This window comes from Flagellimonas flava (assembly GCF_050617915.1).
Lineage (GTDB): Bacteria > Bacteroidota > Bacteroidia > Flavobacteriales > Flavobacteriaceae > Flagellimonas > Flagellimonas flava_A.
Genome location: NZ_JBODQE010000230.1, coordinates 1 through 231, shown reverse-complemented (window position 1 = coordinate 231; position 231 = coordinate 1). Strand labels below are relative to the sequence as shown.

Below are 231 nucleotides of genomic sequence, written 5' to 3'. Positions count from 1 at the left end.
TACCACAATGGCGGTTACCGTATAGGCATTCCCCACTTTTTTAACCACGGTGAGACACACTCCATTATGGGCCACACTTTGAACAATTTTAAGTTCTGGAGTTATTTTGGAGGATATGGTAATATACAAATTATCACCCTCATTTTCCAACTTTTCTACCCTTCCCAAGGTCTCAATAATGCCTGTAAACATGAATCTTTTTAATTGAGTAGTTTTGTAGCGTAAATGTAG

1 pseudogene is annotated in these 231 nt (G+C 37.7%); it reads right to left on the bottom strand.

The window, feature by feature from the left end:
• Positions 1–192, bottom strand: a pseudogene (locus ACRHOZ_RS21650) (riboflavin synthase); the annotation flags it as partial.
• Between the last annotated feature and the right edge of the window lie 39 nt (positions 193–231).